Here is a 21,826-nt window from a genome sequence, read left to right as displayed (position 1 = left end):
CTCCTTCGCCGACGGCCTGGCCGAGACCATCGCCTGGTACCGCGACAACCGCACCTGGTGGGAGCCGCTCAAGGCCCGGGCGGCACTCGCATGACCCGGATCCTCGTCACCGGCGCCGGCGGGATGCTCGGCCGCGACCTGCTGGCCGTCCTCGCCGGGGCCGGCCGACAGGCCACCGCGCTCGACCGGGCCGCGCTCGACGTCACCGACGCCGCCGCCGTCCGCGACGCTGTGGCCGGCCACTCCGTGGTGGTCAACTGCGCCGCCTGGACGGACGTCGACGGTGCCGAGAGCGCGGAGGAGGCCGCCACCGCCGTCAACGGCACCGGCGCCCGCCACCTCGCCCTCGCCTGCCGGGACACCGGCGCCCGGCTGCTGCACGTCTCCACCGACTACGTCCTGCCCGGCGACACCGACCGGCCCTGCCCCGAGTCCGCCGCCACCGGCCCGGTCAACGCCTACGGCCGCTCCAAGCTCGCCGGCGAACGGGCCGTCCTGGAGCTCCTCCCGGACACCGGCTACGTGGTGCGCACCGCCTGGCTGTACGGCGATCACGGCCCCAACTTCGTCGCCACCATGCTCAGGCTCGCCGCCGTCCGCGACACCGTCGACGTGGTCGACGACCAGCACGGCCAGCCCACCTGGGCCCGCGCCCTGGCCGGCCGGCTGCTCGCCCTCGCCGACACCCCGGACGCCCCCGCCGGGATCTACCACGGCACCTCCGCCGGCCGCACCACCTGGCACGGACTCGCCCGCGAGACCTACCGGCAGGCCGGCCTCGACCCCGCGCGCGTCCGCCCCACCACCTCGGCCGCGTTCCCGCGACCCGCCGCCCGGCCCGCCTACAGCGTGCTCGGCCACGACCGCTGGGCCGGCGCCGCACTCGACCCGCTCGGCCCCTGGCAGGACGACCTGGCCCGGGCCCTCGCCGAGCCCGGCCTCGCCGCGCTCGCCGAGACCGCCCGCACCGCCGCCGGACGGGGCCCCGGCACGTGAGACGCACCCTCTCCCGGCTCGCGGGCGCCCTGCCGCCCGGCACCCAGGCGGTCGCCGGCGGCACGGTGGTCATGGGTATCGCCTCCTACGTCCACCTCGGCGTCGCCGGCCACAACCTGACCGTCGGCGCCATGGCCAACGTCTCGGTGCTCTGGACGATCACCATGTCGATCGGCATCGGCCTGTTCTTCCCGATCGAGCAGGAACTCACCCGGATCGTCGCCGCCCGCACCGCACGCGACCGCGGCGCCACGCCCGTGGTCCGCCGGGCCACCGCCCTCACCGCCGCCGTCCTCGGCGCCGTCCTGCTCGCCCTCGGCCTCGCCGCCGACCCGATCGCCGCCGCGCTCTTCCACGGCGACCGCGGTCTGGTCGCGGCCCTCGGCGCCGCCTTCGCCGGCATGGCCGCCAGCTACCTCACCCGCGGCGTGCTGGCCGGCCTCGGCCGCTTCACCGCGTACGGCACCCAGCTGGCCACCGACGGCGCCCTGCGCATCCTCCTGGCCTTCGCCTGCGCCCTGTTCGGACTCCACTCCGACCTCGCGTTCAGCCTGGTGCTCGCCGTCGCCCCGGTCACCGCCGTCCTGCTCACCCTGCCCCCGCTGCTGCGCGGCCTGCGCCCCGGACCGCCGATCGGCTGGCGGGAGCTCTGCGGCGACCTCGGCCTGCTGATCTGCTCCACCCTGTTGGCCCAGCTGGTCGTCAACGCCGTCGTGGTCAGCACCAAGCTGCTGGCGCCCACCGACGCCGCCCTGATCGCCGCGCTGCTCAACGCGCTCGTCCTGGCGCGGGTCCCGCTCTTCGTCTTCGGCTCCCTGCAGGCGTCGCTGCTGAGCGGGCTCTCCACCGCGATCGCCGCCGGCGACCGGGCCGCGTTCGCCCGGATGCTGCGCCGGATCACCACCGTCGTCACCCTGCTGGGCCTGGCCGGCGGCATCCCCGCGGTGCTGCTCGGCCCCTGGCTGATCCAGGTCCTGTTCGCGGCGGAGCCCGTCCTCGGCCCGCTCGACTTCCTGTGGATGTCACTCGGGACCATCGCCTACATGCTCGCGATGATCCTCGGCCAGGCCCTGATGGTGCTCCACCGGCACGCCCAGCAGCTGCTGTGCTGGGTCGCCGGCACCGTGGTGCTCGCCGCGGTCACCTTCGCCCCCGGCGACGTCGCCACGCGTGTGGTCCTCGCCTACGCCCTCGGGTCCGCCGTGACGGTGCTGGGTATGCTGGCCGCGCTGAGGCGGGCCTTCCCCGGCGCAGGCACGTCCGGGTCCGGGCCGGGGGCACAGGACACCGGGCGCGTCGAGGCCGGCTCGCCCGGGCGATGACCGTGCACACCGCAGCCGCACCGACGAACCCGCGACCCCGTGTCGCCCCCGAGCATGGAGTCACCGTGTCCCGTTACGACGACGTCTGGCTGGTGATACCCGCCTACAACGAGGGCGAGGTCATCGCGGACGTGGTGGAGGCCGCGCGCAAGACCTTCCCGCACATCGTGGTCGTCGACGACGGCAGCACGGACGACTCCGCCCGGCACGTCCTGGCCACCGGCGCCCACCTCGTCCGCCACCCGGTCAACCTCGGCCAGGGCGCCGCTCTGCAGACCGGCCTCGCCTACGCGCTGGCCAGGCCCGGCGCCGAGTACTTCGCCACCTTCGACGCGGACGGCCAGCACCAGACCCACGACGTCGAGCGGATGGTCGAACTGCTCCGCGCGGACGCCGCCGACGTCGTCCTCGGGTCGCGCTTCACCGGCGGGTCCGACCAGGTGCCCTGGATCAAGCGGGTCGTCCTGCGGACGGCCGCCACGGTCAGCCCCACCGCCCGCAAACTCGGCCTCACCGACGCCCACAACGGGCTGCGGGTGCTCAACCGGAGGGCCGCGTCCCGGCTCCGGATCACCATGAACGGCATGGCCCACGCATCGGAGATCGTCGGCTTCCTGGCCGGCTCCGACCTGCGGGTCGCCGAGCTGCCGGTCGACATCCTCTACACCGACTACTCGCGCGCCAAGGGCCAGTCCCTGATCAACGGCGTCAACATCCTGTTCGACATCTCGCTCCGGGAGCGCGGCCGCCGATGAAGTACCTCTGGATCCAGCTGCTGCTCATCGCCGGCTCGCTGAGTGTCGCCCTGATGTTCATCCGGCGCTGGAACGCCGCCCACACCCGGGCCTGGAAGCGCATCGCCTTCTCGCTGTTCGTCCTGGCCAACATCTACGCCGTCCTGCGCCCCACCGACGTGACCTGGGTGGCGAACCGGCTGGGCGTCGGCCGCGGCACCGACCTGGTGCTGTACCTGATGGTCATCGCCATGGCCTTCCTCGCCCTCAACACCTACCTGCGCTTCCGCGAGTTGGAGAAGAAGCTCACCGACCTGGCCCGCACCGTGGCCATCAACGAGGGCTCCCGGCTCAACAACGAGCGGTTCGACCCGGAGGTCGCGCCGGCCGCCGACGCGGGCCTCGCGGACGCCGGCGAGGGGTCGGTGCGATGACCGCCTTCGACGTCATGCTGCCGTACTACGGCGACGTCGCCCTGATGCAGGCCGCGGTCCGCAGCGTGCTCGCCCAGGACGACCCCGACTTCCGGCTGACCGTGGTCGACGACGGGCGCGAGCCCGGCGTGCCCGAGTGGTTCGCCGCCCTCGGCGACGACCGGGTCCGCTACCTGCGCAACGAGCGGAACCTCGGGATCACCGCCAACTTCCAGCGGTGCGTGGAGCTCTCCCGCGCCGACCACGTGGTGATCATGGGCTGCGACGACCTCATGCACCCCGGCTACCTGTCGGCGGTCCGGGCCGCGCTCGCCGCGCACCCGCAGGCCGGCATGGTCCAGCCCGGCGTCGAGGTCATCGACGGCAGCGGCGCGGTGGTCTCCGGCCTCGTCGACACCACCAAGCGCCGGCTGTACGCGCCGTCGGTGCAGGGGCGCCGGCTGCTCGGCGGCGAGGAGCTCGCCACCAGCGTGCTGCGCGGCAACTGGCTCTACTTCCCATCGATCTGCTGGCGGGGCGAGGCCCTGCGGGAGGTCAACTTCCGCGACGGCCTGTCGGTGATCCAGGACCTCGCCCTGGTGGTGGACCTGCTGGAGCGCGGCGAGCAGCTGCTGGTGGACAACACCGCCACGGTCTTCCAGTACCGCCGCCACGCGGTGAGCGAGTCCTCCGTCCAGGCGTTCTCCGGCACCCGCTTCACCGAGGCCGAGCGCTACTTCGCCGAGGTCGCCGAGCGGATGGCGGCCCGCGGCTGGCACCGCGCCGCCGCGGCCGCCCGCTTCCACAGCGCCTCCCGCCTGCACGCGCTCACCATGCTGCCCGGGGCGCTGCGGCGCGGACAGCGCGACGGCGCCCGCCGGCTGGCCCGGCACGCCTTCGGCCGCTAGTCCGCCGGGGAGTCCCGCCACCGGCGGACACGCCGACCCGATTGGCGTCGGACCTGCTCCGTATGGCAGTATGTCCAAGTTGCTCGGTTGAGTGCCGATGCTGCGCGCCTCCCGCCGGGAGGACCGGAAGCGAGTCCCATGTACTCGTCGTTCCCGTGATGGCCGTTCATACGTCCGCGTTCACCGCTTCTGCGGTGCTCGTGTGGGCGTAGTGGTGTGTAAGCGACACCGCGGCAGCTGCGGGGCGGACGTACGGGAATCTTCCGGGAAGCGTGGGCGGGGCCTCGACCCGGCGCCTGGTGGGTGCAAGACCTCACCGATCGAGAGCGGGACCGAAGAGGGCTTACCTCTTTGGTTTTTTGCGAGCGGCAGGGCGACACGCCCGACCGCGGGGGTCGGAGAGGGTAACCACCCGGGGGCACCGCCGGACCAGTCCACCCGGACGAATCCGGTCGCAGAAGCAGCAGACCACAGAAGGACTACTGAGTAGCCATGGCGGGACAGAAGATCCGCATCCGGCTCAAGGCCTACGACCACGAGGTCATCGACTCCTCGGCGAAGAAGATCGTCGAGACGGTGATTCGTACTGGTGCGCAGGTCGCGGGCCCGGTGCCGCTGCCCACTGAGAAGAACGTGTACTGCGTCATCCGCTCGCCGCACAAGTACAAGGACTCGCGCGAGCACTTCGAGATGCGTACTCACAAGCGTCTGATCGACATCCTCGACCCCACGCCGAAGACGGTTGACTCGCTCATGCGTCTCGACCTGCCGGCCGGTGTCGACATCGAGATCAAGCTCTGAGAGGCGCACCGAAGATGGCTAAGCAGATTAAGGGCATCCTGGGCGAGAAGCTCGGCATGACCCAGGTCTGGGACGAGAACAACCGGGTCGTCCCGGTGACCGTCGTCAAGGCCGGGCCGAATGTCGTGACCCAGGTCCACACCGCCGACAGCCCGGCCGGCTACGACGCCGTCCAGATCGGCTTCGGCGAGATCGACCCCCGCAAGGTGAACAAGCCCCTCGCGGGCCACTTCGCCAAGGCCGGTGTCACCCCGCGCCGCCACCTGGTCGAGCTGCGTACCTCGGACGCGTCCGAGTACACCCTGGGCCAGGAGATCACCGCCGAGCTGTTCGAGGCGGGTGTCAAGGTCGACGTGACCGGCACCTCCAAGGGCAAGGGCTTCGCCGGTGTCATGAAGCGTCACAACTTCAAGGGCCTCGGCGCCGGTCACGGCACCCAGCGCAAGCACCGCTCGCCCGGTTCCATCGGTGGCTGCGCCACCCCGGGCCGCGTGTTCAAGGGCCTGCGCATGGCGGGTCGGATGGGCCACGAGCGTGTGACCACCCAGAACCTGACCGTGCACGCGGTCGACGCGGAGAAGGGCCTGCTGCTCATCAAGGGCGCTGTCCCCGGCCCGAACGGCGGCCTCGTCCTCGTCCGCACCGCGGCGAAGGGGCTGTGAAGGATATGACCACCATTGACATCCTGTCGCCGGCCGGCGACAAGGCCGGCAGCCTCGAGCTGCCCGCCGAGATCTTCGACGCCAAGGTCAGCGTTCCGCTGATGCACCAGGTCGTCGTGGCGCAGCTCGCTGCTGCTCGCCAGGGCACCCACAAGGCGAAGAACCGTGGCGAGGTCCGCGGCGGCGGCAAGAAGCCGTACCGCCAGAAGGGCACCGGCCGCGCCCGTCAGGGCTCGACCCGCGCGCCGCAGTTCGCCGGTGGTGGCGTCGTGCACGGTCCCGTGCCGCGCGACTACTCGCAGCGGACCCCGAAGAAGATGATCGCCGCCGCCCTGCGCGGTGCGCTCACCGACCGGGCCCGCCACGAGCGCATTCACGTCATCACTGCCGTGACCGCGACCGAGACGCCGTCGACCAAGGCCGCCAAGGGCCTGTTCGGCAAGATCACCGAGCGCAAGAACGTCCTCCTGGTCGTCGAGCGCGAGGACGAGCTGGGCCTGCTGTCCGCTCGCAACCTGCCGAACGTGCACATCCTGGACGCCGGCCAGCTGAACACCTACGACGTGCTCGTCTCCGACGATGTGGTCTTCACCCAGGCCGCCTTCGAGCGTTTCGTGGCCGGTCCGGCCGCGTCCGCCAAGGCTGTTGCCTCTGAGGGCGAGCTCGAAGGGAGCGCCGCCTGATGGCGAACGAGATCACGAGCAAGACGTTCACGGACCCCCGTGACGTCCTGATCAAGCCGGTCATCTCCGAGAAGAGCTACTCGCTCCTCGACGAGAACAAGTACACGTTCGTCGTGGCTCCCGGTGCCAACAAGACCCAGATCAAGCAGGCCGTCGAGGCGGTCTTCTCGGTCAAGGTCGAGGCCGTCAACACGCTGAACCGCCAGGGCAAGCGCAAGCGCTCCCGCACCGGTTTCGGCAAGCGCAAGGACACCAAGCGCGCCATCGTGACGCTGGCCGAGGGCAACCGCATCGACATCTTCGGTGGTCCGGTCTCCGCCTGACGGAGAACGTGATCGTCGTTAAGGACGAGGACGAAAATGGGTATCCGCAAGTACAAGCCGACTACGCCGGGCCGTCGTGGCTCCAGCGTGGCCGACTTCGTCGAAATCACGCGGTCCACGCCGGAGAAGTCGCTGGTTCGCCCGCTGCACAGCAAGGGCGGCCGTAACAACGCCGGTCGTGTCACCGCCCGCCACCAGGGTGGCGGTCACAAGCGCGCCTACCGCGTGATCGACTTCCGTCGTCACGACAAGGACGGCGTGCCGGCCAAGGTCGCTCACATCGAGTACGACCCCAACCGCACCGCGCGCATCGCGCTCCTGCACTACGCGGACGGCGAGAAGCGCTACATCATCGCCCCCCGCGGCGTCGCGCAGGGTGACCGGATCGAGAACGGCCCCGGGGCCGACATCAAGCCGGGCAACAACCTGCCGCTGCGCAACATCCCGGTCGGTACCACCATCCACGCGGTGGAGCTGCGTCCCGGTGGCGGTGCCAAGATGGCCCGCTCCGCCGGTTCCGGCATCCAGCTGCTCGCCCGTGAGGGTCGCATGGCGCACCTGCGCATGCCCTCCGGTGAGATCCGCCTGGTGGACGCGCGCTGCCGCGCGACCGTCGGCGAGGTCGGCAACGCCGAGCAGTCGAACATCAACTGGGGCAAGGCCGGCCGTATGCGCTGGAAGGGCGTCCGCCCGACCGTGCGTGGTGTCGCCATGAACCCGATCGACCACCCGCACGGTGGTGGTGAGGGTAAGACCTCCGGTGGTCGCCACCCGGTCTCGCCGTGGGGCAAGCCCGAGGGCCGTACCCGTCGCCCGAACAAGGCGTCGGACAAGCTCATCGTGCGCCGCCGCAAGACCAACAAGAAGCGCTAGGAGCAGGTCAGATGCCGCGCAGTCTCAAGAAGGGCCCCTTCATCGACGACCACCTTCAGAAGAAGGTGGACGTGCAGAACGAGGCGGGCACGCAGAACGTCATCAAGACCTGGTCCCGTCGTTCCGTGATCTCCCCGGCCATGCTGGGCCACACGATCGCGGTTCACGATGGCCGCAAGCACGTCCCGGTGTTCGTCACCGAGTCGATGGTCGGCCACAAGCTCGGCGAGTTCGCTCCCACGCGCACCTTCAAGGGGCACGTGAAGGAAGACCGCAAGTCGAAGCGTCGCTAATCGCTTCCGAGCTGTAGCGCCAGAACGACTTAAGTGACTTACTCCATTAAGGGGACAACCATGGAAGCCAGGGCCCAGGCGCGGTACATCCGCGTCACGCCCATGAAGGCCCGCCGCGTGGTGGACCTCATCCGTGGCCTGAACGCCACGGAGGCCCAGGCCGTCCTGCGTTTCGCTCCGCAGGCCGCCACCGTGCCGGTCGGCAAGGTGCTCGACAGCGCCATTGCCAACGCCGCACACAACTACAACCACTCCAACGTGGACGACCTCTACATCTCTGAGGCGTACGTTGACGAGGGCCCGACCCTGAAGCGGTTCCGTCCGCGCGCCCAGGGCCGTGCCTACCGGATCCGCAAGCGGACCAGCCACATCACCGTGGTCGTCAGCAGCAAGGAAGGGACCCGGTAATGGGCCAGAAGGTTAACCCGCACGGGTTCCGCCTCGGCATCAGCACGGACTTCAAGTCCCGCTGGTACGCCGACAAGCTGTACAAGGACTACGTCAAGGAAGACGTTGCCATTCGTCGCATGATGACGAAGGGCATGGAGCGCGCCGGCATCTCCAAGGTCGAGATCGAGCGCACCCGCGACCGCGTCCGCGTCGACATCCACACCGCTCGCCCCGGCATCGTCATCGGCCGGCGCGGCACCGAGGCCGACCGCATCCGCGGCGACCTCGAGAAGCTGACCGGCAAGCAGGTCCAGCTGAACATCCTCGAGGTCAAGAACCCCGAGCTGGACGCCCAGCTCGTGGCTCAGGGCGTCGCGGAGCAGCTGTCCTCCCGCGTCTCCTTCCGCCGTGCCATGCGCAAGTCGATGCAGGGCACCATGAAGTCCGGCGCCAAGGGCATCAAGGTCCAGTGCTCCGGTCGTCTCGGCGGCGCCGAGATGAGCCGTTCGGAGTTCTACCGCGAGGGCCGTGTGCCGCTGCACACCCTCCGCGCGAACGTCGACTACGGCTTCTTCGAGGCCAAGACCACCTTCGGCCGTATCGGCGTGAAGGTCTGGATCTACAAGGGCGACGTCAAGAACATCGCCGAGGTCCGCGCTGAGAACGCCGCTGCCCGCTCGGGCAACCGCCCGGCCCGTCCCGAGGGTGGTCGTCCCGCCCGCGGTGGCGAGCGCCGTGGTGGCGAGCGCGGTGGCCGTGGCCGTCGTCCCGCCGCCGAGGCCCCCGCGGCCGCTGCGGTCGAGGCTCCGGCTGCCGAGAACACCGGAACGGAGGCCTGACCCCCATGCTGATCCCCCGTAGGGTCAAGCACCGCAAGCAGCACCACCCGAAGCGTCGCGGCGCTTCGAAGGGCGGCACCGAGCTGGCGTTCGGCCAGTTCGGCATCCAGGCCGTGACCCCGGCCTACGTGACGAACCGTCAGATCGAGTCCGCTCGTATCGCGATCACCCGTCACATCCGCCGTGGCGGCAAGGTCTGGATCAACATCTACCCGGACCGCCCGCTCACCAAGAAGCCGGCCGAGACCCGCATGGGTTCCGGTAAGGGTTCGCCGGAGTGGTGGATCGCGAACGTGCACCCGGGTCGGGTCATGTTCGAGCTGTCGTACCCGAACGAGAAGGTTGCTCGCGAGGCGCTCACCCGCGCCGCGCACAAGCTGCCGATGAAGTGCCGGATCGTCCGGCGCGAGGACGGTGAGAGCTGATGTCGGCCGCTACCAAGGCTGCTGAGCTTCGTCAGCTGGACAACGAGGGCCTCGTTGCCAAGCTGCGTGAGGCCAAGGAGGAGCTGTTCAACCTCCGCTTCCAGGCGGCGACCGGGCAGCTCGACAACCACGGCCGGCTCAAGCTGGTCCGTAAGGACATCGCGCGGATCTACACCCTGATGCGCGAGCGCGAGCTGGGCATCGAGACGGTGGAGAACGCCTGATGACTGAGAACACCAACGAGACGCGCGGTTTCCGCAAGACCCGTGAGGGTCTCGTCGTCAGCGACAAGATGGACAAGACCGTCGTCGTCGCCGTCGAGGACCGCGTCAAGCACGCGCTGTACGGCAAGGTCATCCGCCGTACCAACAAGCTGAAGGCGCACGACGAGCAGAACGCGTGCGGTGTCGGCGACCGTGTCCTCCTCATGGAGACCCGGCCGCTGTCCGCGACGAAGCGCTGGCGCGTCGTCGAGATCCTCGAGAAGGCCAAGTAACGAAGCCGATGAGGTACGGCCGTATGTGCTCGATGCAGCGATGTGATCGAGTGAGCAGCGGCCGGCCCGTCGACTCTCGTTGACGATCAGGAGAAAGCTGTGATCCAGCAGGAGTCGCGACTGCGCGTCGCCGACAACACGGGTGCCAAGGAGATTCTCTGCATCCGCGTTCTCGGTGGCTCCGGTCGCCGCTACGCCGGTATCGGGGACGTCATCGTCGCCACCGTCAAGGACGCGATCCCCGGCGGTTCGGTGAAGAAGGGCGACGTCGTCAAGTGCGTCATCGTCCGCACCGTCAAGGAGCGCCGTCGTCCGGATGGCTCGTACATCCGCTTCGACGAGAACGCCGCGGTCGTTCTGAAGAACGCCGACGGTGACCCCCGTGGTACCCGCATCTTCGGCCCCGTGGGCCGCGAGCTGCGTGACAAGAAGTTCATGAAGATCATCTCGCTGGCGCCGGAGGTGCTCTAACCCATGGCGAACAGCATGAAGATCAAGAAGGGTGACCTGGTCCAGGTCATCACCGGCAAGGACAAGGGCAAGCAGGGCAAGGTCATCCAGGCCCTCCCCGCCGAGAACAAGGTCCTCGTCGAGGGTGTCAACCGGGTCAAGAAGCACACCAAGCCGGGCCCCGGCACCCAGGGTGGCATCGTGACCGTCGAGGCCCCGGTGCACGTCTCCAACGTCCAGCTGGTCGTGGAGAAGGATGGCAAGAAGGTCGTCACCCGCGTCGGCTACCGCTTCGACGACCAGGGCAACAAGATCCGCGTTGCCAAGCGGACCGGTGAGGACATCTGATGTCTGAGACGACTGTTGAGAAGGTGGCCCCCCGCCTCAAGGAGCGTTACAACTCCGAGGTCAAGGGCCAGCTGCAGGAGCAGTTCTCGTACGAGAACGTCATGCTGATCCCCGGCCTGGTCAAGGTCGTGGTCAACATGGGTGTCGGCGAGGCCGCCCGTGACAGCAAGCTGATCGAAGGCGCGATCAAGGACCTGACCGCGATCACCGGCCAGAAGCCGGCCGTGACCAAGGCCCGCAAGTCCATCGCGCAGTTCAAGCTGCGCGAGGGTCAGCCGATCGGCGCCCACGTCACCCTCCGTGGTGACCGCATGTGGGAGTTCGTGGACCGTCTGGTGTCGCTGGCGCTGCCGCGTATCCGTGACTTCCGCGGCCTCTCGCCCAAGCAGTTCGACGGCCGTGGCAACTACACCTTCGGTCTTACCGAGCAGGTCATGTTCCACGAGATCGACCAGGACAAGGTCGACCGTCAGCGCGGTATGGACATCACCGTCGTGACCACCGCTCAGACCGACGATGAGGGCCGGGCGCTCCTGCGCGCTCTGGGCTTCCCGTTCAAGGAGGCGTGAGCCATGGCGAAGAAGGCCCTGATCGCAAAGGCCGAGCGCAAGCCGAAGTTCGCTGTCCGGGCGTACACCCGGTGCCAGCGCTGCGGCCGTCCGCACTCGGTGTACCGCAAGTTCGGCCTGTGCCGTGTGTGCCTCCGTGAGATGGCGCACCGCGGCGAGCTGCCGGGCGTGACCAAGAGCTCCTGGTAGTCCAGGCGCCCTAGGCACACCATCGCGAAGCAGTGTGCCCGGCCCCGCACTTTTGGGCTTCCGTTCGGAATCCCGTAAGGTAGTGGGGTCGGGCCCCTGCCGCGGCATCTCCACAGGTGCTCGCGGCTCTCGTGTGAGGGCTCGCAACCCAGTCTTACTACGTCGCAGGTCCCCTGCGCTTGTGCCCCTTTCGCACTCCTCAGAGTGCGCGGAGGGGGACCTGGTGCGGAGAAACCACGGCGAGAGAGGCCTGAGGCCACCATGACCATGACCGACCCCATCGCAGACATGCTCACGCGTCTGCGTAACGCGAACTCGGCGTACCACGACTCCGTCGTGATGCCGTCGAGCAAGATCAAGGCGCACGTCGCCGAGATCCTGCAGCAGGAGGGGTACATCTCCTCCTACAAGGTTGAGGAGCCCGTTGAGGGCGAGGTCGGCAAGAAGCTGACCATCGAGCTCAAGTTCGGCCCCAACCGTGAGCGCTCCATCGCCGGCATCAAGCGCATCAGCAAGCCGGGTCTGCGTGTTTACGCAAAGTCCACCAACCTGCCGAAGGTTCTCGGCGGCCTGGGCGTGGCGATCATCTCCACGTCCTCCGGCCTCCTGACCGACAAGCAGGCCGCCAAGAAGGGCGTAGGCGGAGAAGTTCTCGCCTACGTCTGGTAATTCGGGAAACGGAGGTACAGCAATGTCGCGCATTGGACGGCTGCCCATCCCGGTTCCCGCCGGCGTGGACGTCACCATCGAGGGCCAGGCGGTTTCGGTGAAGGGCCCCAAGGGCTCCCTCACCCACATCGTCGCCGCGCCGATCGAGATCGGCAAGGGCGAGGACGGCACGCTCATCGTGTCGCGCCCGAACGACGAGCGTCAGTCGAAGGCCCTGCACGGCCTGAGCCGCACGCTGGTGGCGAACATGATCACCGGCGTGACCCAGGGCTACCGCAAGTCGCTGGAGATCAGCGGCGTCGGTTACCGCGTTGCCGCGAAGGGCTCCGACATGGAGTTCTCCCTCGGCTACAGCCACCCGATCCTGGTCCCCGCGCCGGAGGGCATCTCCTTCGTCGTCGAGTCGCCCACCAAGTTCCACGTGGACGGCATCGACAAGCAGAAGGTCGGCGAGGTCGCTGCCAAGATCCGCAAGCTGCGCAAGCCCGACCCGTACAAGGCCAAGGGCGTCAAGTACGCGGGCGAGGTCATCCGCCGCAAGGTCGGAAAGAGTGGTAAGTAAGCGATGAGCGTCTCTGTCAAGATCGGCAAGGGCAACGCCTACAAGAACGCCGCCCGCAAGCGCCGCGCCATCCGCGTTCGCAAGCGCGTCACCGGCACCGAGGTGCGTCCGCGCCTCGTTGTGACGCGTTCGAACCGCCACATGGTCGCCCAGGTCATCGACGACGCCAAGGGTCACACCCTGGCGTCGGCGTCCACCCTCGACGTGTCCATCCGCGGCACCGAGGGCGACAAGACCGAGCTGGCCAAGAAGGTCGGGAGCCTGGTCGCCGAGCGCGCCAAGGCCGCCGGCATCGAGTCGGTCGTCTTCGACCGCGCGGGCAACCGGTACGCCGGCCGCATCGCCGCCCTGGCGGACGCGGCCCGTGAGGCCGGGCTCGACTTCTAAGCCGCTCGTCGGCTCTGTCGACGGACGTAAACGAGAGAGGTAATTCCAATGGCTGGACCCCAGCGCCGCGGCAGCGGCGCCGGCGGCGGCACCGGTGGCGAGCGGCGCGACCGTAAGCGTGACGACCGGGGCAACGCTCCCGCCGTCGAGAAGACTGCTTACGTCGAGCGCGTGGTCGCGATCAACCGTGTCGCCAAGGTTGTCAAGGGTGGTCGTCGCTTCAGCTTCACCGCGCTGGTCGTGGTGGGCGACGCTGACGGCACCGTGGGTGTCGGTTACGGCAAGGCGAAGGAGGTTCCGGCCGCCATCGCCAAGGGCGTTGAGGAGGCCAAGAAGAACTTCTTCAAGGTCCCCCGTATCCAGGGCACCATCCCGCACCCCATCCAGGGCGAGAAGGCGGCCGGCGTCGTGCTGCTGAAGCCGGCGTCCCCCGGTACCGGTGTTATCGCCGGTGGCCCGGTGCGTGCCGTCCTCGAGTGCGCCGGCGTTCACGACATCCTGTCGAAGTCGCTCGGCTCGGACAACGCGATCAACATCGTGCACGCCACCGTGGCTGCTCTGAAGGGCCTCGTGCGCCCCGAGGAGATCGCCGCCCGTCGTGGTCTGCCGCTGGAGGACGTCGCGCCCGCCGCTCTGCTGCGGGCCCGTGCCGCGGGGGTGGGTGCCTGATGGCCCGCCTCAAGGTCACGCAGACCAAGTCCTACATCGGTAGCAAGCAGAACCACCGTGACACCCTGCGCTCGCTCGGCCTCAAGCGGCTGAACGACACCGTGGTGAAGGAGGACCGCCCGGAGATCCGCGGCATGGTCCACACCGTTCGTCACCTCGTCACGGTCGAGGAGGTGGACTGACATGGCGGACTCGCCGATCAAGATCCACAACCTGCGGCCCGCCCCCGGCGCCAAGACCGAGAAGACCCGTGTGGGTCGCGGTGAGGGTTCCAAGGGTAAGACCGCCGGTCGTGGTACCAAGGGCACCAAGGCCCGTTACCAGGTTCCGCAGCGCTTCGAGGGTGGCCAGATGCCCCTCCACATGCGCCTGCCGAAGCTGAAGGGCTTCAAGAACCCGGCCCACAAGCAGTTCCAGGTCGTGAACCTGGACCGCCTGGCCGAGCTCTACCCGAACGGTGGCGAGGTCACCGTGTCCGACCTGGTGGCCAAGGGTGCCGTTCGCAAGAACGAGCTCGTCAAGGTCCTGGGCCAGGGCGAGGTCTCGGTCGCGCTGCAGGTGACGGTCGACGCCGTCTCCGCCTCGGCCGCCGAGAAGATCGCCGCTGCCGGCGGCTCCGTCACCGAGCTCATCTGAGCTCGTTGACCCCAGCGGGCCCGTACCTCTTCCGGGAGGTGCGGGCCCGCTTCGCTTTACCGGGGTTTTCCTCGGCGTACGAATCTGACGTGTGCTCAACACCGGCCAAAACCGGGCATCACGGCTCCCGCCCCGCGGATCACGCCGGGCCGCGCTTCACCGGCGTTGCCGCACACTGTTAGAGTCCCTGGAGTTCCCTTGTACGCTGCGGGCCAGACGTGCCCGTACGGGAGCCGTGAGACCCCACACCCCCATCAGGACCGACCCTCCCGCCGTTACCGTGCGGGAGGCGCAGGAGGCACCGTGCTCAGTGCGTTCGCGCGGGCGTTCCAGACGCCCGACCTGCGCAAGAAGCTGCTGTTCACGCTGGGCATCATGGTGCTGTTCCGGCTGGGCGCGCACATTCCGATTCCGGGCGTCAACTTCGTCGCGGTCAACCAGTGCATCAAGGACACGAAGTCCAACGGGCTCTTCGGCCTGGTGAACCTGTTCAGCGGCAATGCGCTGCTGCAGCTGACGATCTTCGCGCTCGGCATCATGCCGTACATCACGGCCAGCATCATCCTCCAGCTCCTCACCGTGGTCATCCCGCGGCTCGAGGCGCTGAAGAAGGAGGGCCAGGCCGGTACGGCGAAGATCACCCAGTACACCCGCTACCTGACCATCGCGCTCGCCGTGCTCCAGGGCACCGGCATCGTGGCGACGGCCTCCAGCGGAGCGCTGTTCTCGGGCTGCTCCGTGGCCGGCGAGGTCGTGCCGGACACCGGCGTCTTCCGGGTGGCCACCATGGTCATCACGATGACCGCCGGCACCACCGTCATCATGTGGCTCGGTGAGCTCATCACCGACCGCGGCATCGGCAACGGCATGTCGATCCTGATCTTCACCTCCATCGCGGCGGGCTTCCCGGGCTCGATGTGGGCGATCAAGCAGTCCGGCAAGATCGGCGGCGGCTGGGTCGAGTTCTTCAGCGTCATCGCGATCGGTGTGATCGTCGTCTGCCTGGTCATCTTCGTGGAGCAGGCCCAGCGCCGGATCCCGGTGCAGTACGCGAAGCGCATGATCGGCCGCCGCGCGTTCGGCGGCACCTCGACCTACATCCCGCTCAAGGTCAACCAGGCCGGTGTGATCCCGGTCATCTTCGCGTCGTCGCTGCTCTACATCCCGGCCCTGGTCGTCCAGCTCACCAACAGCCAGTCCGGCTGGGCGCTGTGGATCAAGGGCCACTTCGTCAAGGGTGACCACCCGATCTACATGGCCACCTACTTCGTCCTGATTGTCTTCTTCGCCTTCTTCTACGTGGCTATCTCGTTCAACCCCGAAGAAGTTGCCGACAATATGAAGAAGTATGGTGGGTTCATCCCGGGCATCCGGGCCGGCCGGCCGACGGCCGAGTACCTGAACTACGTGCTCACCCGTATCACGTGGCCAGGATCGTTCTACCTGGGCCTTATCGCGCTGATCCCGATGATCGCCCTGGTTGCCTTCAACGCGAACCAGAACTTCCCGTTCGGCGGCACCAGCGTTCTCATCGTCGTCGGCGTCGGACTCGAAACTGTGAAGCAGATCGAGAGCCAGCTCCAGCAGCGCAATTACGAAGGGTTCCTCCGCTGATGCGTATCGTCCTCGTCGGACCTCCCGGGGCCGGGAAGGGTACTCAGGCGCACGTGCTCGCCAAGACCCTGTCCATCCCGCACATCTCCACCGGTGACCTGTTCCGCGCCAACATCAGCCAGGGCACCCCGCTGGGGCTCGAGGCCAAGGCGTACATGGACGCGGGTCGCCTGGTACCGGATGAGGTCACCATCGGCATGGCCAAGGACCGGATGCTGCAGCCGGACGCCGCCCGCGGCTTCCTGCTCGACGGCTTCCCGCGCAACCTGGGCCAGGCCAAGGCTCTGGACGAGATCCTCGCCGAGCAGGGCATCGTCCTGGACGGCGTGCTCGACCTGGAGGTCCCCGAGGACGAGGTCGTCAAGCGCATCGCCGGTCGCCGGCTGTGCCGCAACGACGGCAGCCACGTGTACCACGTGGTGTACAACCCGCCGAAGACCGAGGGCGTCTGCGACGAGTGCGGCGGCGAGCTGTACCAGCGCTCCGACGACACCGAGGAGGCCGTGCGGGTCCGGCTGGAGGAGTACCACTCCAAGACGGAGCCGATCATCGGCTACTACGCCGACCAGGGCCTGCTGGTCACCATCTCCGCCCTCGGCAAGGTGGACGAGGTGACCGAGCGCGCGGTCGGCGCACTGGAGCAGAAGAAGAGCGCCTGAGACGGTCCGCAACGGCCGGGAAGCCCCTCTGCGGGGCCTCCCGGCCGTTGGGGCGTCGTACGGTGGTAGCGAGTGCACGGCCGCCCGGCAAGGACCGGGCGGCGTCCGACAGTGGAAGGCGTGACCAGATGGTGGAGATCAAGACCCCCGAGCAGATCGCGAAGATGCGGGCGGCCGGGCTGGTCGTCGCCGAGGCGCTGAAGGCCTGCCGGGAGGCGGTCGCTCCGGGAATCACCACCCAGGAGCTCAACGACATCGCGGACAAGGTGATCACCGACCACGGCGCCACCTCGAACTTCCGGGCCCACCACGGCGGCCTGTGGTTCCCCGGCGTGATCTGCGCCTCGGTGAACAACGAGATCGTCCACGGCATCCCCGGCGACCGGGCGCTGCAGGAGGGCGACCTGATCTCCATCGACTGCGGCGCCATCCTGGACGGCTGGCACGGCGACGCCGCCATCACGGTGGCCGTCGGCGAGGCGGCCCCCGAGCACGTGCTGCTGAGCAAGGTGACCGAGGGCTCGATGTGGGCCGGCATCGCCCACATGAAGAAGGGCAACCGGCTGGTCGACGTCTCGCGGTCGATCGAGTCCTTCATCCGCCGCCAGCAGCTGCCGCCCAAGGGCAAGTGGGGGATCGTCGAGGGCTACGGCGGCCACGGCATCGGCACCGCGATGCACATGGAGCCGCACGTGCTGAACTACGTCGCCGGCCGGGGCAAGGGCCCCAAGCTGATCCCCGGCACGGTGCTCGCCATCGAGCCGATGGTGACGCTCGGCACCCCGCACTCCACGGTGCTGGAGGACGACTGGACGGTCGTCACCGACGACGGCACCTGGGCCTCGCACTGGGAGCACTCGGTGGCCGTCACCGAGCAGGGCCCGCTGGTGCTGACCGCCTTCGACGGCGGCCGCGCCGAGCTCGCCCGGCTCGGGGTCACCGCCGCGCCGGACCCGCTGGGCTAGCCCCCCGCGTACGGCCGGGGCCTGGAGGTTTCGTCCTCCGGGCCCTTTGTCCTATTTTTGTGTCGGACAGCGGCTACCAAGGAGAAGAGAGAACAGTGCTCAAGGGGTTCCGGGACTTTCTGATGCGCGGCAACGTCATCGACCTCGCGGTCGGTGTGGTGATCGGTGCCGCCTTCACGGCCGTGGTGACCGGCTTCGTGTCGGCCTTCCTCACCCCGCTGGTGGGTGTCGTGGTCGGGGCCGCCGGCGACTTCGGCAACTACAAGGCCAACCTCGGCGGAGTGATCTTCCCGTACGGGCAGTTCCTCAACGTCCTGATCGCCTTCGTCATGACCGCCGCGGTGCTCTACTTCTGCGTGGTCCTGCCGGTGACCAAGGCCACCGCGCGCTACATGCCGAAGAAGCCGGCCACGCCGAAGCGGCCCTGCCCGGAGTGCCTGACCGAGATCCCCCAGGCCGCCCGCCGCTGCTCGGCCTGCACCGCCGAGGTCCAGCCGCTGGTGCCTGCACCGCTGAAGTACTGAGCGTGACCGGGTGGGCCGTTTTGGCGTCCGCTTGGGGCCTGTCGTAGACTGATGCGTCGGCTCACTCGTAGCGTGCTTCGGCACGTCCTCTTCCCGACGGGACCCGCAAGGGATCGTCCCGGCAGGGGTGGGGTGGACCCAGGCTCGCACGAGCGTGCCGCATGCGGTAGCCGGCCCCGGAAGGTGGATCTCGCAGTTCATGGCAAAGAAGCAAGGCGCCATTGAGATCGAGGGCACCGTGATCGAGTCTCTTCCGAACGCCATGTTCAAGGTCGAGCTGCAGAACGGTCACAAGGTCCTCGCGCACATCAGCGGAAAGATGCGGATGCACTACATCCGTATCCTCCCGGACGACCGGGTCGTGGTGGAGCTCAGCCCCTATGACCTGACGCGTGGCCGGATCGTCTACCGCTACAAGTAGAACAACCGTCAGATCGAGACCCGGAGAACCTGAAACATGAAGGTCAAGCCGAGCGTCAAGAAGATCTGCGACAAGTGCAAGGTGATCCGCCGTCACGGCCGGGTCATGGTGATCTGCGACAACCTGCGCCACAAGCAGCGCCAGGGCTGATCTTCCGCATTTCTCGTAGTACTTCGCGCGACGCGCACAACGTCATACGCGGGCTGCCCGATCCGTCCCAGTGACGGACTGCCACCCCCGGTCAGAGGCCGGGGCTCCCTCGCCGAGAGGCGACGGAGTAGGCCGTTCGCAAGACCTCTGAAGAACCACAGGAGCCATGAATGGCACGCCTCGCCGGCGTTGATCTCCCCCGCGAGAAGCGGATCGAGATCGCCCTCACCTACGTGTACGGCATCGGTCGCACCCGCGCCCAGCAGACCCTCGCCGAGACCGGCGTGAGCGCGGACATCCGCGTTCGCGACATCTCCGAGGAAGACCTCATCAAGCTGCGCGAGTACATCGACGCCAACTACAAGGTGGAGGGTGACCTCCGCCGTGAGGTCGCCGCCGACATCCGCCGCAAGGTCGAGATCGGCTGCTACGAGGGCCTGCGCCACCGTCGCGGTCTGCCCGTCCGCGGCCAGCGCACCCACACCAACGCGCGTACCCGCAAGGGCCCGCGTCGCGCGATTGCCGGCAAGAAGAAGCCGGGCAAGAAGTAGTCCGTCCCGTAACCGGACATCCCTCCGGCCCGCGGGTTAGCGGACCGACCACCTCAGTAGGAGAACAGACTTATGCCCCCCAAGGGTCGTCAGGCTGCCGGCGCGAAGAAGATCCGCCGCAAGGAGAAGAAGAACGTCGCTCACGGGCACGCCCACATCAAGAGCACGTTCAACAACACCATCGTTTCGATCACCGACCCCTCGGGCAACGTGATCTCCTGGGCCTCTGCCGGCCACGTCGGCTTCAAGGGCTCGCGCAAGTCCACCCCGTTCGCCGCGCAGATGGCCGCCGAGGCCGCCGCGCGTCGTGCGCAGGAGCACGGCATGCGCAAGGTCGACGTCTTCGTGAAGGGTCCGGGCTCCGGCCGCGAGACCGCGATCCGCTCCCTCCAGGCCACCGGCCTCGAGGTCGGCTCCATCCAGGACGTCACCCCCACCCCGCACAACGGCTGCCGTCCGCCGAAGCGCCGCCGCGTCTGACGCTGTAGCGCGCCCGTCGTTCGTGCGTCGGCCTCCCGCCTGGTGCGGGAGGCCGTACGCTTGAGTCCATCGGCATCAAATAGTGGGTGCCGAAGACAACTGGAGGAACACCTCTCATGCTGATCGCTCAGCGTCCCTCGCTGACCGAAGAGGTCGTCGACGAATTCCGCTCGCGGTTCGTGATCGAGCCGCTGGAGCCGGGCTTCGGCTACACCCTCGGCAACTCGCTCCGCCGCACGCTCCTCTCCTCGATCCCCGGCGCTGCTGTCACCAGCATCCGGATCGACGGTGTCCTGCACGAGTTCACCACCGTGCCGGGCGTCAAGGAGGACGTGACCGACCTCATCCTCAACATCAAGCAGCTGGTCGTCTCCTCGGAGCACGACGAGCCGGTCGTGATGTACCTGCGCAAGCAGGGCCCCGGTGTGGTCACCGCCGCCGACATCGCCCCGCCGGCCGGTGTCGAGGTGCACAACCCCGAGCTCGTCCTCGCCACGCTCAACGGCAAGGGCAAGCTGGAGATGGAGCTGACCGTCGAGCGCGGTCGCGGCTACGTCTCCGCCGTCCAGAACAAGGCCTCCGGCCAGGAGATCGGCCGCATCCCGGTCGACTCGATCTACAGCCCCGTGCTGAAGGTCACCTACAAGGTCGAGGCCACCCGTGTCGAGCAGCGGACCGACTTCGACAAGCTCATCGTCGACGTCGAGACCAAGCCCGCCATGCGTCCCCGCGACGCCATGGCCTCGGCCGGCAAGACCCTGGTGGAGCTGTTCGGCCTCGCCCGCGAGCTGAACATCGACGCCGAGGGCATCGACATGGGCCCGTCCCCGACGGACGCCGCCCTGGCCGCCGACCTGGCGCTGCCGATCGAGGAGCTCGAGCTCACCGTTCGGTCGTACAACTGCCTCAAGCGCGAGGGCATCCACACCGTGGGTGAGCTCGTCGCCCGCTCGGAGGCCGACCTGCTCGACATCCGCAACTTCGGTGCGAAGTCGATCGACGAGGTCAAGGCGAAGCTGGCCGGCATGGGCCTGGCCCTCAAGGACAGCCCGCCCGGGTTCGACCCGACCGCCGCCGCCGACGCCTTCGGCGCCGACGACCTGGACGACCAGGGCTACGCGGAGACCGAGCAGTACTAAGAGAGTTTGGAGCCGGGGGCGGTCCCGAGCGGATCGCCCCCGCTTCGATGCCAAGCCGTACGGGCACCGTGCCCGTACGCCCGCTGCGGTACCTGGTACGGCCGCAGTCGGAGATACAAGGAGTCATCCATGCCGCGTCCCACCAAGGGTGCCCGCCTCGGCGGCGGCCCGCACCACGAGCCCCTGCTGCTCGCCGGTCTGGCCCGTGAGCTGTTCCAGTACGGCCGCATCACCACCACCGAGGCCAAGGCCCGCCGCCTTCGCCCGCTGGCGGAGAAGCTGATCACCAAGGCGAAGAAGGGCGACATCCACAACCGTCGCCTGGTGCGCAAGACCATCACCGACATCTCGGTGCTGCACACCCTCTTCACCGAGATCGCCCCGCGGTACGAGAACCGCCCCGGCGGTTACACCCGCATCACCAAGATCGGCACCCGTCGCGGCGACAACGCCCCGATGGCCGTGATCGAGCTGGTCGAGGGCGAGATCGCCGCCAAGGCCACCGTCGCCGAGGCCGAGGCCGCTGCCAAGCGCGCGGTCAAGGAGGCCGAGGAGGCCAAGGTCGAGGAGACCAAGGCCGACGAGGCCGAGGCCGCGGAGACCACCGAGGCCTGACGCCCCCCGAGGTGTCCTTCGGGCCCGCCCGCCCCCCCCCGGGGGGGGGGGGGGGGCGCGGGGATGGCCCC

Annotated in this window: 36 protein-coding genes; all 36 read left to right on the top strand. The window is 68.6% G+C overall.

Annotation, left to right across the window (positions count from 1 at the left end; translation table 11 throughout):
* The first annotated feature begins 90 nt into the window (after window positions 1-90).
* The 36 genes from rfbD to rplQ all read left to right on the top strand — a co-directional run bounded on the left by rfbD (window position 91) and on the right by rplQ (window position 21,755).
* Window positions 91-996, top strand: a complete 906-nt coding sequence (rfbD, locus tag ACFV0G_RS13670) for a dTDP-4-dehydrorhamnose reductase (RefSeq protein ID WP_380546126.1) — start codon at window positions 91-93, stop codon at window positions 994-996.
* The gene (locus tag ACFV0G_RS13665; protein ID WP_380546124.1) at window positions 993-2,318 is read left to right on the top strand and encodes a lipopolysaccharide biosynthesis protein; all 1,326 of its coding nucleotides are present in this window, start codon (window positions 993-995) and stop codon (window positions 2,316-2,318) included. The genes rfbD and ACFV0G_RS13665 overlap by 4 nt, the downstream gene beginning before the upstream one ends.
* 65 nt (window positions 2,319-2,383) lie before the next feature.
* Window positions 2,384-3,073: a glycosyltransferase family 2 protein gene (locus tag ACFV0G_RS13660; protein ID WP_380546122.1), complete on the top strand. Its 690-nt coding sequence runs from the start codon at window positions 2,384-2,386 to the stop codon at window positions 3,071-3,073.
* Window positions 3,070-3,486 carry a DUF2304 domain-containing protein gene (locus tag ACFV0G_RS13655; RefSeq protein ID WP_380546120.1) on the top strand — a complete coding sequence of 139 codons (417 nt, stop codon included), beginning with the start codon at window positions 3,070-3,072 and terminating at the stop codon, window positions 3,484-3,486. Before ACFV0G_RS13660 ends, ACFV0G_RS13655 begins: the two co-directional genes overlap by 4 nt.
* Window positions 3,483-4,373: a glycosyltransferase family 2 protein gene (locus tag ACFV0G_RS13650; protein WP_380546118.1), complete on the top strand. Its 891-nt coding sequence runs from the start codon at window positions 3,483-3,485 to the stop codon at window positions 4,371-4,373. Before ACFV0G_RS13655 ends, ACFV0G_RS13650 begins: the two co-directional genes overlap by 4 nt.
* A gap of 492 nt (window positions 4,374-4,865) precedes the next feature.
* Window positions 4,866-5,174 carry a 30S ribosomal protein S10 gene (gene rpsJ / locus ACFV0G_RS13645; RefSeq protein ID WP_012785157.1) on the top strand — a complete coding sequence of 103 codons (309 nt, stop codon included), beginning with the start codon at window positions 4,866-4,868 and terminating at the stop codon, window positions 5,172-5,174.
* A gap of 14 nt (window positions 5,175-5,188) precedes the next feature.
* Entirely contained in the window at window positions 5,189-5,836 is a 648-nt protein-coding gene (gene rplC / locus ACFV0G_RS13640; RefSeq protein ID WP_031063055.1) for a 50S ribosomal protein L3, read from the top strand.
* Window positions 5,837-5,841: 5 nt separating this feature from the next.
* Window positions 5,842-6,519 carry a 50S ribosomal protein L4 gene (rplD, locus tag ACFV0G_RS13635; protein WP_380546116.1) on the top strand — a complete coding sequence of 226 codons (678 nt, stop codon included), beginning with the start codon at window positions 5,842-5,844 and terminating at the stop codon, window positions 6,517-6,519.
* The gene (rplW, locus tag ACFV0G_RS13630) at window positions 6,519-6,842 is read left to right on the top strand and encodes a 50S ribosomal protein L23 (RefSeq protein ID WP_380546114.1); all 324 of its coding nucleotides are present in this window, start codon (window positions 6,519-6,521) and stop codon (window positions 6,840-6,842) included. Before rplD ends, rplW begins: the two co-directional genes overlap by 1 nt.
* A 36-nt stretch (window positions 6,843-6,878) precedes the next feature.
* On the top strand, window positions 6,879-7,715 hold the full coding sequence (rplB, locus tag ACFV0G_RS13625; RefSeq protein ID WP_030263511.1) for a 50S ribosomal protein L2: 837 nt from the start codon (window positions 6,879-6,881) through the stop codon (window positions 7,713-7,715).
* A gap of 11 nt (window positions 7,716-7,726) precedes the next feature.
* Complete coding sequence (gene rpsS / locus ACFV0G_RS13620; RefSeq protein WP_014136283.1) at window positions 7,727-8,008, top strand: 30S ribosomal protein S19; 282 nt, start codon at window positions 7,727-7,729, stop codon at window positions 8,006-8,008.
* 60 nt (window positions 8,009-8,068) lie between these two features.
* Entirely contained in the window at window positions 8,069-8,416 is a 348-nt protein-coding gene (gene rplV / locus ACFV0G_RS13615) for a 50S ribosomal protein L22 (protein ID WP_030232471.1), read from the top strand.
* A complete protein-coding gene (gene rpsC / locus ACFV0G_RS13610) occupies window positions 8,416-9,237 on the top strand; it encodes a 30S ribosomal protein S3 (protein ID WP_380546111.1) in 822 nt (273 codons plus the stop codon). The genes rplV and rpsC overlap by 1 nt, the downstream gene beginning before the upstream one ends.
* Window positions 9,238-9,242: 5 nt before the next feature.
* Complete coding sequence (gene rplP, locus ACFV0G_RS13605; protein ID WP_030300385.1) at window positions 9,243-9,662, top strand: 50S ribosomal protein L16; 420 nt, start codon at window positions 9,243-9,245, stop codon at window positions 9,660-9,662.
* Window positions 9,662-9,886 carry a 50S ribosomal protein L29 gene (rpmC, locus tag ACFV0G_RS13600; protein ID WP_030263491.1) on the top strand — a complete coding sequence of 75 codons (225 nt, stop codon included), beginning with the start codon at window positions 9,662-9,664 and terminating at the stop codon, window positions 9,884-9,886. The genes rplP and rpmC overlap by 1 nt, the downstream gene beginning before the upstream one ends.
* Window positions 9,886-10,158, top strand: coding sequence for a 30S ribosomal protein S17 (gene rpsQ / locus ACFV0G_RS13595; protein WP_014136278.1), 273 nt, complete (start codon window positions 9,886-9,888; stop codon window positions 10,156-10,158). The genes rpmC and rpsQ overlap by 1 nt, the downstream gene beginning before the upstream one ends.
* Window positions 10,159-10,257: 99 nt before the next feature.
* Entirely contained in the window at window positions 10,258-10,629 is a 372-nt protein-coding gene (rplN, locus tag ACFV0G_RS13590) for a 50S ribosomal protein L14 (protein ID WP_100889775.1), read from the top strand.
* A gap of 15 nt (window positions 10,630-10,644) precedes the next feature.
* Window positions 10,645-10,956, top strand: coding sequence for a 50S ribosomal protein L24 (rplX, locus tag ACFV0G_RS13585; protein WP_270151185.1), 312 nt, complete (start codon window positions 10,645-10,647; stop codon window positions 10,954-10,956).
* Complete coding sequence (rplE, locus tag ACFV0G_RS13580; RefSeq protein WP_030263480.1) at window positions 10,956-11,525, top strand: 50S ribosomal protein L5; 570 nt, start codon at window positions 10,956-10,958, stop codon at window positions 11,523-11,525. The genes rplX and rplE overlap by 1 nt, the downstream gene beginning before the upstream one ends.
* 3 nt (window positions 11,526-11,528) lie before the next feature.
* Complete coding sequence (locus ACFV0G_RS13575) at window positions 11,529-11,714, top strand: type Z 30S ribosomal protein S14 (protein WP_380546108.1); 186 nt, start codon at window positions 11,529-11,531, stop codon at window positions 11,712-11,714.
* Window positions 11,715-11,975: 261 nt separating this feature from the next.
* Window positions 11,976-12,383, top strand: a complete 408-nt coding sequence (gene rpsH / locus ACFV0G_RS13570) for a 30S ribosomal protein S8 (RefSeq protein ID WP_380546106.1) — start codon at window positions 11,976-11,978, stop codon at window positions 12,381-12,383.
* A 22-nt stretch (window positions 12,384-12,405) separates the two neighbouring features.
* Entirely contained in the window at window positions 12,406-12,945 is a 540-nt protein-coding gene (gene rplF / locus ACFV0G_RS13565; protein WP_380546104.1) for a 50S ribosomal protein L6, read from the top strand.
* A 3-nt stretch (window positions 12,946-12,948) separates the two neighbouring features.
* On the top strand, window positions 12,949-13,332 hold the full coding sequence (gene rplR, locus ACFV0G_RS13560) for a 50S ribosomal protein L18 (RefSeq protein WP_380546102.1): 384 nt from the start codon (window positions 12,949-12,951) through the stop codon (window positions 13,330-13,332).
* Window positions 13,333-13,380: 48 nt separating this feature from the next.
* Complete coding sequence (rpsE, locus tag ACFV0G_RS13555; protein ID WP_380546100.1) at window positions 13,381-14,001, top strand: 30S ribosomal protein S5; 621 nt, start codon at window positions 13,381-13,383, stop codon at window positions 13,999-14,001.
* Complete coding sequence (gene rpmD / locus ACFV0G_RS13550; RefSeq protein ID WP_014136270.1) at window positions 14,001-14,183, top strand: 50S ribosomal protein L30; 183 nt, start codon at window positions 14,001-14,003, stop codon at window positions 14,181-14,183. The genes rpsE and rpmD overlap by 1 nt, the downstream gene beginning before the upstream one ends.
* Window position 14,184: 1 nt before the next feature.
* Complete coding sequence (gene rplO / locus ACFV0G_RS13545) at window positions 14,185-14,637, top strand: 50S ribosomal protein L15 (RefSeq protein WP_380546098.1); 453 nt, start codon at window positions 14,185-14,187, stop codon at window positions 14,635-14,637.
* 303 nt (window positions 14,638-14,940) lie between these two features.
* Window positions 14,941-16,251, top strand: a complete 1,311-nt coding sequence (gene secY / locus ACFV0G_RS13540; RefSeq protein ID WP_380546096.1) for a preprotein translocase subunit SecY — start codon at window positions 14,941-14,943, stop codon at window positions 16,249-16,251.
* Complete coding sequence (locus ACFV0G_RS13535; protein ID WP_380546094.1) at window positions 16,251-16,910, top strand: adenylate kinase; 660 nt, start codon at window positions 16,251-16,253, stop codon at window positions 16,908-16,910. The genes secY and ACFV0G_RS13535 overlap by 1 nt, the downstream gene beginning before the upstream one ends.
* Window positions 16,911-17,038: 128 nt before the next feature.
* Window positions 17,039-17,875 carry a type I methionyl aminopeptidase gene (gene map, locus ACFV0G_RS13530; RefSeq protein ID WP_380546092.1) on the top strand — a complete coding sequence of 279 codons (837 nt, stop codon included), beginning with the start codon at window positions 17,039-17,041 and terminating at the stop codon, window positions 17,873-17,875.
* A gap of 95 nt (window positions 17,876-17,970) precedes the next feature.
* Window positions 17,971-18,399, top strand: coding sequence for a large conductance mechanosensitive channel protein MscL (gene mscL / locus ACFV0G_RS13525; RefSeq protein WP_380546090.1), 429 nt, complete (start codon window positions 17,971-17,973; stop codon window positions 18,397-18,399).
* Between the two features lie 199 nt (window positions 18,400-18,598).
* Window positions 18,599-18,820 (top strand): translation initiation factor IF-1, encoded by a 222-nt coding sequence (gene infA, locus ACFV0G_RS13520; RefSeq protein ID WP_003956442.1) that lies wholly within the window; start codon window positions 18,599-18,601, stop codon window positions 18,818-18,820.
* A gap of 36 nt (window positions 18,821-18,856) precedes the next feature.
* Complete coding sequence (rpmJ, locus tag ACFV0G_RS13515) at window positions 18,857-18,970, top strand: 50S ribosomal protein L36 (protein WP_003956441.1); 114 nt, start codon at window positions 18,857-18,859, stop codon at window positions 18,968-18,970.
* Window positions 18,971-19,140: 170 nt separating this feature from the next.
* Window positions 19,141-19,521, top strand: a complete 381-nt coding sequence (gene rpsM / locus ACFV0G_RS13510; RefSeq protein WP_100889785.1) for a 30S ribosomal protein S13 — start codon at window positions 19,141-19,143, stop codon at window positions 19,519-19,521.
* A gap of 72 nt (window positions 19,522-19,593) precedes the next feature.
* Window positions 19,594-20,001, top strand: a complete 408-nt coding sequence (rpsK, locus tag ACFV0G_RS13505) for a 30S ribosomal protein S11 (RefSeq protein WP_014136257.1) — start codon at window positions 19,594-19,596, stop codon at window positions 19,999-20,001.
* A gap of 116 nt (window positions 20,002-20,117) precedes the next feature.
* Entirely contained in the window at window positions 20,118-21,140 is a 1,023-nt protein-coding gene (locus ACFV0G_RS13500) for a DNA-directed RNA polymerase subunit alpha (RefSeq protein WP_030263446.1), read from the top strand.
* Between the two features lie 129 nt (window positions 21,141-21,269).
* Window positions 21,270-21,755, top strand: coding sequence for a 50S ribosomal protein L17 (gene rplQ / locus ACFV0G_RS13495; protein WP_380546088.1), 486 nt, complete (start codon window positions 21,270-21,272; stop codon window positions 21,753-21,755).
* Window positions 21,756-21,826 lie beyond the last annotated feature (71 nt).

It is taken from the genome of Kitasatospora sp. NPDC059571 (genome assembly GCF_042735675.1).
GTDB lineage: Bacteria > Actinomycetota > Actinomycetes > Streptomycetales > Streptomycetaceae > Kitasatospora.
The sequence above is the reverse complement of the archived record's forward strand: the minus strand, read 5'-3'. Positions and strand labels throughout refer to the sequence as shown.

Bases quoted from the DNA above. Each gene is read 5' to 3' on its own strand.
- rpsJ (WP_012785157.1), top strand. From the start codon at position 4,866: ATGGCGGGACAGAAGATCCGCATCCGGCTCAAGGCCTACGACCACGAG.
- rplV (WP_030232471.1), top strand. From the start codon at position 8,069: ATGGAAGCCAGGGCCCAGGCGCGGTACATCCGCGTCACGCCCATGAAG.
- rfbD (WP_380546126.1), top strand. From the start codon at position 91: ATGACCCGGATCCTCGTCACCGGCGCCGGCGGGATGCTCGGCCGCGAC.
- rpsC (WP_380546111.1), top strand. From the start codon at position 8,416: ATGGGCCAGAAGGTTAACCCGCACGGGTTCCGCCTCGGCATCAGCACG.
- rplO (WP_380546098.1), top strand. From the start codon at position 14,185: ATGGCGGACTCGCCGATCAAGATCCACAACCTGCGGCCCGCCCCCGGC.
- rpmJ (WP_003956441.1), top strand. From the start codon at position 18,857: ATGAAGGTCAAGCCGAGCGTCAAGAAGATCTGCGACAAGTGCAAGGTG.
- rplW (WP_380546114.1), top strand. From the start codon at position 6,519: ATGGCGAACGAGATCACGAGCAAGACGTTCACGGACCCCCGTGACGTC.
- rplB (WP_030263511.1), top strand. From the start codon at position 6,879: ATGGGTATCCGCAAGTACAAGCCGACTACGCCGGGCCGTCGTGGCTCC.
- rplC (WP_031063055.1), top strand. From the start codon at position 5,189: ATGGCTAAGCAGATTAAGGGCATCCTGGGCGAGAAGCTCGGCATGACC.
- ACFV0G_RS13650 (WP_380546118.1), top strand. From the start codon at position 3,483: ATGACCGCCTTCGACGTCATGCTGCCGTACTACGGCGACGTCGCCCTG.
- rpsS (WP_014136283.1), top strand. From the start codon at position 7,727: ATGCCGCGCAGTCTCAAGAAGGGCCCCTTCATCGACGACCACCTTCAG.
- rplP (WP_030300385.1), top strand. From the start codon at position 9,243: ATGCTGATCCCCCGTAGGGTCAAGCACCGCAAGCAGCACCACCCGAAG.
- ACFV0G_RS13500 (WP_030263446.1), top strand. From the start codon at position 20,118: ATGCTGATCGCTCAGCGTCCCTCGCTGACCGAAGAGGTCGTCGACGAA.
- rplF (WP_380546104.1), top strand. From the start codon at position 12,406: ATGTCGCGCATTGGACGGCTGCCCATCCCGGTTCCCGCCGGCGTGGAC.
- ACFV0G_RS13535 (WP_380546094.1), top strand. From the start codon at position 16,251: ATGCGTATCGTCCTCGTCGGACCTCCCGGGGCCGGGAAGGGTACTCAG.
- rplE (WP_030263480.1), top strand. From the start codon at position 10,956: ATGTCTGAGACGACTGTTGAGAAGGTGGCCCCCCGCCTCAAGGAGCGT.
- rplR (WP_380546102.1), top strand. From the start codon at position 12,949: ATGAGCGTCTCTGTCAAGATCGGCAAGGGCAACGCCTACAAGAACGCC.
- rplQ (WP_380546088.1), top strand. From the start codon at position 21,270: ATGCCGCGTCCCACCAAGGGTGCCCGCCTCGGCGGCGGCCCGCACCAC.
- rpsQ (WP_014136278.1), top strand. From the start codon at position 9,886: ATGACTGAGAACACCAACGAGACGCGCGGTTTCCGCAAGACCCGTGAG.
- infA (WP_003956442.1), top strand. From the start codon at position 18,599: ATGGCAAAGAAGCAAGGCGCCATTGAGATCGAGGGCACCGTGATCGAG.
- rpsM (WP_100889785.1), top strand. From the start codon at position 19,141: ATGGCACGCCTCGCCGGCGTTGATCTCCCCCGCGAGAAGCGGATCGAG.
- map (WP_380546092.1), top strand. From the start codon at position 17,039: ATGGTGGAGATCAAGACCCCCGAGCAGATCGCGAAGATGCGGGCGGCC.
- rplX (WP_270151185.1), top strand. From the start codon at position 10,645: ATGAAGATCAAGAAGGGTGACCTGGTCCAGGTCATCACCGGCAAGGAC.
- rplD (WP_380546116.1), top strand. From the start codon at position 5,842: ATGACCACCATTGACATCCTGTCGCCGGCCGGCGACAAGGCCGGCAGC.
- ACFV0G_RS13655 (WP_380546120.1), top strand. From the start codon at position 3,070: ATGAAGTACCTCTGGATCCAGCTGCTGCTCATCGCCGGCTCGCTGAGT.
- rpmC (WP_030263491.1), top strand. From the start codon at position 9,662: ATGTCGGCCGCTACCAAGGCTGCTGAGCTTCGTCAGCTGGACAACGAG.
- rpsE (WP_380546100.1), top strand. From the start codon at position 13,381: ATGGCTGGACCCCAGCGCCGCGGCAGCGGCGCCGGCGGCGGCACCGGT.
- rpsH (WP_380546106.1), top strand. From the start codon at position 11,976: ATGACCATGACCGACCCCATCGCAGACATGCTCACGCGTCTGCGTAAC.
- rpmD (WP_014136270.1), top strand. From the start codon at position 14,001: ATGGCCCGCCTCAAGGTCACGCAGACCAAGTCCTACATCGGTAGCAAG.
- ACFV0G_RS13575 (WP_380546108.1), top strand. From the start codon at position 11,529: ATGGCGAAGAAGGCCCTGATCGCAAAGGCCGAGCGCAAGCCGAAGTTC.
- rpsK (WP_014136257.1), top strand. From the start codon at position 19,594: ATGCCCCCCAAGGGTCGTCAGGCTGCCGGCGCGAAGAAGATCCGCCGC.